The 7184-nt window shown below is 71.3% G+C and carries 10 protein-coding genes; 3 read left to right on the top strand and 7 right to left on the bottom strand.

Annotation, left to right across the window (positions count from 1 at the left end; genetic code table 11):
• Positions 1-167 precede the first annotated feature (167 nt).
• The 3 genes from JJB11_RS25500 to JJB11_RS25490 all read right to left on the bottom strand — a co-directional run bounded on the left by JJB11_RS25500 (position 168) and on the right by JJB11_RS25490 (position 2482).
• Positions 168-587, bottom strand: a complete 420-nt coding sequence (locus tag JJB11_RS25500) for a heme-binding protein (protein ID WP_201965106.1) — start codon at positions 585-587, stop codon at positions 168-170.
• 68 nt (positions 588-655) lie between these two features.
• Positions 656-1390, bottom strand: a complete 735-nt coding sequence (locus JJB11_RS25495; RefSeq protein WP_201178089.1) for an ABC transporter substrate-binding protein — start codon at positions 1388-1390, stop codon at positions 656-658.
• Positions 1391-1426: 36 nt separating this feature from the next.
• Positions 1427-2482, bottom strand: a complete 1056-nt coding sequence (locus JJB11_RS25490; protein WP_201178088.1) for an alcohol dehydrogenase — start codon at positions 2480-2482, stop codon at positions 1427-1429.
• 158 nt (positions 2483-2640) lie between these two features.
• Between JJB11_RS25490 and JJB11_RS25485 the strand changes: the two genes are divergently transcribed.
• Together JJB11_RS25485 and JJB11_RS25480 are read left to right on the top strand one after the other, a co-directional pair.
• On the top strand, positions 2641-2997 hold the full coding sequence (locus tag JJB11_RS25485; RefSeq protein ID WP_201178087.1) for a hypothetical protein: 357 nt from the start codon (positions 2641-2643) through the stop codon (positions 2995-2997).
• 74 nt (positions 2998-3071) lie between these two features.
• Positions 3072-3494, top strand: a complete 423-nt coding sequence (locus JJB11_RS25480) for a hypothetical protein (RefSeq protein WP_201178086.1) — start codon at positions 3072-3074, stop codon at positions 3492-3494.
• Positions 3495-3498: 4 nt separating this feature from the next.
• On the opposite strand, the gene JJB11_RS25475 is transcribed toward JJB11_RS25480, so the two are convergent.
• The gene (locus JJB11_RS25475) at positions 3499-3990 is read right to left on the bottom strand and encodes a Crp/Fnr family transcriptional regulator (RefSeq protein WP_201178085.1); all 492 of its coding nucleotides are present in this window, start codon (positions 3988-3990) and stop codon (positions 3499-3501) included.
• 139 nt (positions 3991-4129) lie between these two features.
• Here JJB11_RS25475 and JJB11_RS25470 point away from each other — a divergent pair, with 139 nt between their 5' ends.
• Positions 4130-5401 (top strand): MFS transporter, encoded by a 1272-nt coding sequence (locus JJB11_RS25470; RefSeq protein ID WP_201178084.1) that lies wholly within the window; start codon positions 4130-4132, stop codon positions 5399-5401.
• Between the two features lie 6 nt (positions 5402-5407).
• On the opposite strand, the gene JJB11_RS25465 is transcribed toward JJB11_RS25470, so the two are convergent.
• The 3 genes from JJB11_RS25465 to JJB11_RS25455 all read right to left on the bottom strand — a co-directional run bounded on the left by JJB11_RS25465 (position 5408) and on the right by JJB11_RS25455 (position 7170).
• Complete coding sequence (locus tag JJB11_RS25465; RefSeq protein WP_201178082.1) at positions 5408-6211, bottom strand: COG4705 family protein; 804 nt, start codon at positions 6209-6211, stop codon at positions 5408-5410.
• Between the two features lie 92 nt (positions 6212-6303).
• Entirely contained in the window at positions 6304-6867 is a 564-nt protein-coding gene (locus JJB11_RS25460; protein WP_201178080.1) for an MOSC domain-containing protein, read from the bottom strand.
• A 24-nt stretch (positions 6868-6891) separates the two neighbouring features.
• A complete protein-coding gene (locus JJB11_RS25455; protein ID WP_201178078.1) occupies positions 6892-7170 on the bottom strand; it encodes a KTSC domain-containing protein in 279 nt (92 codons plus the stop codon).
• Positions 7171-7184 lie beyond the last annotated feature (14 nt).

Below are 7184 nucleotides of genomic sequence, written 5' to 3'. Positions count from 1 at the left end.
CTTCCACCTGTTCCAGAGTTCTCGCCTTTCCTGAAATGTCAGGCGTGCCCTGCGTCTCGCCATCCCGGTCTCTCCAACATCTTGGGTGAACAATGATGTTGCCTTGACCGGTTGAACTCACCGACCTCTGCGTCCGGTTGTCCGCCTTCGGTGCGACGCGAGACGACTTATCCCGCCACGAGTCCCGCTGCCTGCACGCCCGCGATGCAGATCGCCTCGTCCTCGTCGCCCGTGCCGCCGCTCGCGCCCACCGCGCCGATCACCTTGCCTTGCGCGTCCTTGATCACCACGGCGCCGGGCTGCGGCAGGAACTTGCCGCCGGAGGTCGCCGACAGCGAGACGAAGAAGTTCGGGTTGTCCTTGGCGCGCTGCGCCAGCGTGCGGCTAGCCACGCCCATGCCCGCGGCGCCCCAGGCCTTGGCGCGCGCGATCTCGAAGCGGAACATGCTGGCGCCGTCCTCGCTGGCGAAGGCCTTCAGGTTGCCCGAGGCATCGAGCACCGCGATGCCCATGGGCTCGTAGCCGCTCTCCTTCGACTTGGCGAGGGCGGCGCTGATGATCTGGTTGGCTTGCTGCAAGGTGAGCACGGTTCGTTCTCCTGGTTGATGGATGGAATGGAGCAGCGGCTGCGCAGCGCCGCTGCGCGCAAGAAATGTCAGGCGCCTGCGGGAGCGACCGAGGCGCCCGCGATGCCGTGGCGCTTCAGTGCATCGGCGACGAAGCCAGTGGCCTTCATCTCCTCGATGAATTCCGACAAGGCCGCTGCCGCTTCGGCGCCGCGGCTGCGCGGGCAGCCCATGGCCTGGCGGATCACCATGAAGCGCCCGGGCAGCAGGCGCACGCCCGCGACGCCCTGCGTGTCCGCTTGCAGTTGCTGCTTCACGCCCGCGGCGACGTCACCGCCGCCCTGCAGGAAGTGCGGCACCACCTCGGCGGAGGAGCCCACGCGCACGATCTGCGCCTGCTTCAGCTCGCGCGAGAGGTACAGGTCGTAGGCGCTGCCTGCACCGACCACGACGCGGCAGCCGGCGCGGTCCACTGCGTCGTTAGCCTGCAGCGGCGAGTCGTCGCACACGAGATAGCAGCCCTCGATGAGCACGTAAGGCGGCGTGAACGCGACGTGCTCGCCGCGCTTGGGATCGATGGCGAAGAAGCCGATGTCCGCGCGCTCGCCTGCGACCGCTTCGACCGATTGGCCGGCGGTGTCGAACGCCATCAGCTCCAGTGGCACGCCGAGCCGCTGCGCGAACGCCTGCGCGAGGTCGACGGTCACGCCACACGGTGCACCGCTCGCGTCGCGGCCGGCGAGCACCGGGTTGCCGAGATTGATGGACGCACGCAGGCGGCCCTGCGGTGCGAAGGCGTGGACGATGGATGCGGGCAGCGTCATGCCCGCGACCTTACCGCAAACGTGCGCACGCCCGCGTCAAGCGCACAGCACCGTGCGGCCGCGGACCTTGCCGGCACGCAGGTCGTCCAGCGCCGCGTTCGCGTCGGCCAGCGGCCGCAGCACCAGCGGCAGCTCGGGCAGGCCGCCCGCGCGTCCGAGTTCCACCAGCTCCTGCAGCTCCTGCAGGCTGCCCACGTAGGAGCCGGTCACGGACACGGCCTTCAGGGACACGAGCGCCGGCACGATAGGCGTGGCGCCGCCGAGCAAGCCCACGCAGACCATGCGGCCGCCCTTGCGCAGCGCGCCGAAGCCGAAGCCGAAACTGTTGCCGGAGCCGACGAAGTCGACGACGGCGGCCGCACCGCCGCTGGTGGCCTTCATCAGGGCCTTCAGCGCCGCCGGGTCGGTCGGATCGATGACGTCGCGGGCGCCGGCGGCGCGGGCCAGCTCCCATTTCGCATGGTCCGGCTCCGCGACGACAGGCGCCACGCCGCACAGGTGCTGCGCCAGCCGCACGCCCGACAGGCCCACGCCGCCGGCGCCGAGCACCAGCAGCGTTTCCTCCGGCCGCAGTCGCCCCACCTTGCGCAGCGCGCTGTACGCGGTCAGCCCCGCACAGGCATAGGTGCAAGCCTGCTCGTCGGAGAGCGACCCGGGGTCCACGAGGTAGCGCTCGTGCGGCACGATCACGTGAGTAGCGAAGCCGCCGTCGCGCGAGACGCCCAGGTTGCGCGGCGTGCTGCACAGGTGCTCCTGGCCGCTCGCGCACAGTGCACACTGGCCGCAGCCGATCCAGGGAAAGGCGATCCGGCGCTCGCCCACGCGCACGCCTCGGGCATCGGCCCCCGCAGCCACCACCGTTCCGACGATCTCGTGGCCGAGCGTGCGCGGCGGCTGCACGGTGCGCGCGACATCGAGCTTCTGGCCGCCGCCCAGGTCGAAGAAGCCGTCCTGCATGTGCAGGTCGCTGTGGCACACGCCGCAGCGCGTGATGCGCAGCACCACCTCGGCGCCCGCGGGCTGCGGCAGCTCGCGCAAGGCCTGCACCAGCGGCTTGCCGAAACTCTCCACCTGGTAACTGGTCATCTGCATCGCGGCTCCCTTGCTCGGATGGCGGCGACTATAGCCAGGGCGTCCCGCCGACCCTGTCGCCTGCGGGTGGGATGCCGTCCGACGCGGGAAGCTCCGCCGCTCCTGCACCGCCGCGCCACGCGCTGTTACACGCTCGGTACGAACTTCGGGGGTACACCATGAGTTCGCAGCGCAAGTCGGTCACCAGGACCGTGGACAAGCAGGGCCCGGCGGGGGCAGCCCGCTCGCGCGCGGTGCCGGAACGCGCGGCTGGCTCCGCTGCCAGTGGCACGGCCGCCGGCGAGGCCCAGCTGGACCTCGAGAAGGAAGCCGCACGGCGGGAGAAGACCGGCCAGCAGACCATAGCTGCGCCGCGCGCCGGCCGCACCAGCGGAATGGGACGGCGCGCGGAGCGTCCCTCCGAAGGCACCTACAAGCAGACCGCGGCCAAGCCGGTCGAGCCCGGCCGCAGCAGCAAGGCGCCTTCCGCGAAGCAGCCGCGCGAGCCCGGCTCCCGGCCGCCGGCCAAGCCCTGAGGCTTGCTGCAGCGCAAACGCCGCTCCGGGCGGGCGCCCCTACGATGAAGGCGTCTCGGCTCCGGGAGCGATGGATGGATCGGCGCAGCTTCGCCCGCGCCGCTGCGGCCTGCATGGTGTTCGCGGCGGCTTCGGCATCGGCGGCGAGCTGGCGTCCGGTGCCGGGCGCATCCGAGCTGGACATCGACGTCGCCTCCTTCCAGCAGGAGCGCACGCGCGTGTCGGCGTGGTTGCGCTGGCCGGGCCGCTCGCCCTTGCTGGTCGACGTGGCCGCGCAGGTCGGGCCCGCGGGTCGCCTGCACCGCACCGCCGTGCGCACCGAGTTCGACTGCGCGCGGCGCACCGTGCGCGTGCTGGCAGCGCAGGGCTTCGACCGCGGCGGCGCGCCCCTCTTCATGGCTAGCGTGCCCGGACCGGTGCGGGCCGTCGCGGGCGCGGACCTGTCGTGGGCTTACGAGGCGGCCTGCGAGGCCGCGCGCTCGGCGGGACGGCTGTAGGCGTTCAGGTGACGGCGATGCGCTTGGGCCGGTTGGCCAGGCGCCGTGACACGAGGGAGCCGAGCGCCAGCGACACTTCCAGGGCGATCTGCGGCTGCCGGTTCGACAGCTCGCCGAAGCGCAGCGGCGTCAGCGTCCAGAGCCTGCATCCGGTGCCGGCCTGCACGGTCGCATTGCGCGGCTGGCGCGAGAAGAAGGCCCCCTCTCCCACCGCCGATCCCGCCTCCACGGTGGCGAGGCGGATGCGCCCCTTGTCGTCTTCGTAGTGCACGGTCAACTGGCCGGCCTCCACGAAGTACACGGTGCGGTCGCTCGCCCCCTGCTGGATCAGCACCTGGCCCTGGCGCGCCGCCAGCGGCTGCAGGTAGGTGCCGAACAATTCCCATTGGCTGGAGTTGAGCTGCGGCTTGAAGACGTCGCTCGACGCATTGGCGGCCGTTGCTTTCACCAGCGCCTGGATGCCGAAGGCTTCGTTGGCGGGAAGGGGCGCATGCATAGCGCGAACTCTCTGCCCGCAGCTCGACCGCGACAAGGGCGGTAACGTTGAGTTACGCGGCGCGCAACGCGCACGCAACGGTCGATGCGCAAGCTGACGGCACTCGCCTCGCGCCGGCGACCCTGTCCCAAGCCTGCCTATGATCGCGTCCCATGCCTTCGATGCGCGCGCGCTGCCTGCTGCCTTGACCGACGACGTGCGCACCCTGTTCGCGCAACGCGAATTCCTGCGGCTGTGGGCGGGCCGCGTGCTCGCGGGCGGAGCCACGCAGATGATGATGGTGGCGCTGGCCTGGCAGATGTACGAGCTCACCGGCAGCGCCTGGGACCTGGGCCTGGTCGGCCTGCTGCAGTTCGTGCCCGTCCTGCTGTTCACCCTGCCCGCCGGCCACGTCGCCGACCGCTACCACCGCGGCCGCATCATCGCGTGCACGCAGGCGCTGCAGATGGCCGTCGCGGTCCTGCTGTGGCGGGCGACCTCCAGCCACGGACTGTCGCGCGACCTGCTGTTCGCCGCCTCGATGCTGCTGGGAACGGCGCGTACCTTCCAGATGCCGGCGCAGCAGTCCCTCGTGCCCAGCCTGGTGCCGGGTGCCATGCTGTCCCGCGCGACGGCCATGAGCTCCGCGGGCAACCAGGTCGCGGTGATCGGCGGGCCGGCGCTGGCCGGGTTGCTGTTCATCGGCAGCGGCACCGTCGTGTACGGCACCGCGGCGCTGCTGATCGCCGCCGCCCTCGTCTTCGTCCTGCGGGTGCAGGACCGGCGCGGGGTCCAGCGGCGCGAGCCGGCGACGCTGCGCTCGGTGCTGGCCGGCGCGCACTTCATCTGGCTGCGCAAGCCCCTGCTGGGCGCCGTCTCCCTGGACCTGATGGCCGTCCTGTTCGGCGGCGCGACGGCCCTGCTGCCGATCTATGCCAAGGACATCCTGCACGTCGGACCGCAGGGCCTCGGCGCGCTGCGCGCCGCGCCCGCGGTGGGCGCGCTCCTGTGCTCCGTGCTGCTCACGCGGCATCCGATCCGCCAACGCGTCGGGCGCTGGCTGCTGCTGTCGGTCGCGTTCTACGGCCTGTGCATGCTGGCCTTCGGCCTGTCGCGCGTGTTCCCGCTGTCGCTGGCGGTGCTGGCGCTCAGCGGCGGTGCGGACATGGTCAGCGTGGTGGTGCGCCAGACACTGGTGCAACTGGACACGCCCGACGCGATGCGCGGCCGCGTCGGCGCGGTGAACTCGATGTTCATCGGCGCCAGCAACCAGCTGGGCGAATTCGAGTCGGGCGCGACCGCGGCCTGGTTCGGCCCGGTTGGCTCGGTCGTGCTGGGCGGATGCGCGACGCTGCTGGTGGTCGCGAGCTGGTGGCGGCTGTTCCCGGGGCTCGCGGCCCGGCGCACGTTCGAAGAGGCGGACCGCGCGTGAAGCCGCTCAGCCGGCGGCGGCGCCCTGCCTGGCAGGGCGCTGCGGCAAAAGCTTCAGGCACGCGACCATGAAGGCGATCAGCACGAGCGAGGCATAGAGGCGGCTCAGGCTGAGCCCGCCTTGCGCGTGCGGCTTGTCCAGGAAGTCACCGAGGGTCGCGCCGAGCGGCCGGGTCAGCACGAACGCGGCCCAGAACAGCAAGGTGTGCGAGACCCGCGACCAGAAGTACAGCGCCGCGACGATGGCCAGCCCCGCACCGAAGATCACTGCGCTGGTCTCGTAGCCCAGTCCCAGCCCGCCGCGGTCCGTGCCTGCCATCCAGTCGCCCAGCGCCGTCCCCAGCGTCTGCGAGAACAGGATCGTGCACCAGTAGAACCACTCGACGCGTGGCGTGTTGACGCTCTGCACCGACACCGTTCCCTCGGTCCGGTGCCACACGAGCAGGCTGATCACCAGCAGCGCCGCGACGATGGCCACGCCGCCCGCATAGCCCAGCCCGAGCGAGCGATCGGTGAAATCGGCGATCGTGGTGCCCAGCGTGGTCGTGCCGACGATGGTGGCCCAGTAGAGCGTGGGGTGGAACTTGCCCGCCTTCACCTGCGCGTATACCAGGCCGATGAACACGACGGTGAAGATCGCCGTGCCGATCGCATAGCCGAGCTTCAGCGACATCGTCACCCAGTCGCCGCCGGTCTCGCCGAGCGTGGTCGCCGCGATCTTGAGGATCCAGAAGGCCAGCGTGACTTCGGGGACCTTGCTCACCGCCCGCTGCAGCGGGGAGCGTTCTTCGGAGGATGCGCGAGAGGACATGGGGAGCCATGCTAGCGGAGGCCTTGGCCGGCCGGCGTAGGAGATGTGCATGCACAAACGCGGGCCCAGCGCGGCACAGCGGCCGTGCCGGCTCAGGAGTGCGCCGGCGAATCGAAGAGGTCGGGCGCGATCGCGTGGTCATCCCGCGCGGCCGTGCGGCACACCACCGAAGCGCCGACCGAAATGCGGCCGCCGCGCAGCACGCGCGCCGTCACGCCACCGTGCCCGCGCAGCGCGTTGTAGGCGCCGGGACCGAAGCGGTCTTCCATCCTGGAACACGGCTCGCACGGCCCGGTGAGTTCGAGCTCGACTTCCTCGCCGATCGCCAGGCGCAGCGGCTGGTCGGCGAACAGGCTCTTCGCGGCGAGCAGGTTGAGGCCCGACACGACCAGGTTGCGGCGCAGGTCCGCCGCGTCCACTGCATCGCGCCTCAGCAGCATGGCGATCACCGGCAGATGCTCGGACTGCAGCAGCGTGACCTGCCGCTTCCCGCCGGCACGGCCGTGGCTCGCGCGGTCGCCCTGCAGGCCGCGGCCCGCCTCCACGATCGCGTCCCGCACGCCGAGCGCGGCCGCACCACGCACCGGCCGCAGCCAGATCGCATCCAGCCGGCCCGCGTGGGGAAACTCGGCGCAGAGCTGGCGCAGGTCCTTCATGCGCGCCGCTGCCGTCGCTGCACGCTAGTTCGCATCGTCTTCGCTCGCACCGAACAGGTCACTCCACTTCTTCTCGCCGCCGCCCGGCTGGCTGCGCGGCGTGCCCTTGGGATACTCCTCCGCGATGCGGTCTTCCCAGTAGGTCGCGGGATTCGGCGCGCTGCAGAGGCGCCGGAACACTTCCTCGGGCACCTGCTTGTAGGCCAGCACGGACTGGTTCTCCCAGTGCAGGTCGAGCTGGCGCGACGAGGGATCGTAGTCGGCCTTGCGGATGCGGCCGCTGGTGAACAGCTTGACGGGCATGGGCGACTCCTTTC

This window comes from Ramlibacter ginsenosidimutans, assembly GCF_016654015.1.
GTDB lineage: Bacteria > Pseudomonadota > Gammaproteobacteria > Burkholderiales > Burkholderiaceae_C > Ramlibacter > Ramlibacter ginsenosidimutans.
This window is presented reverse-complemented; position numbering and strand designations above follow the sequence as displayed.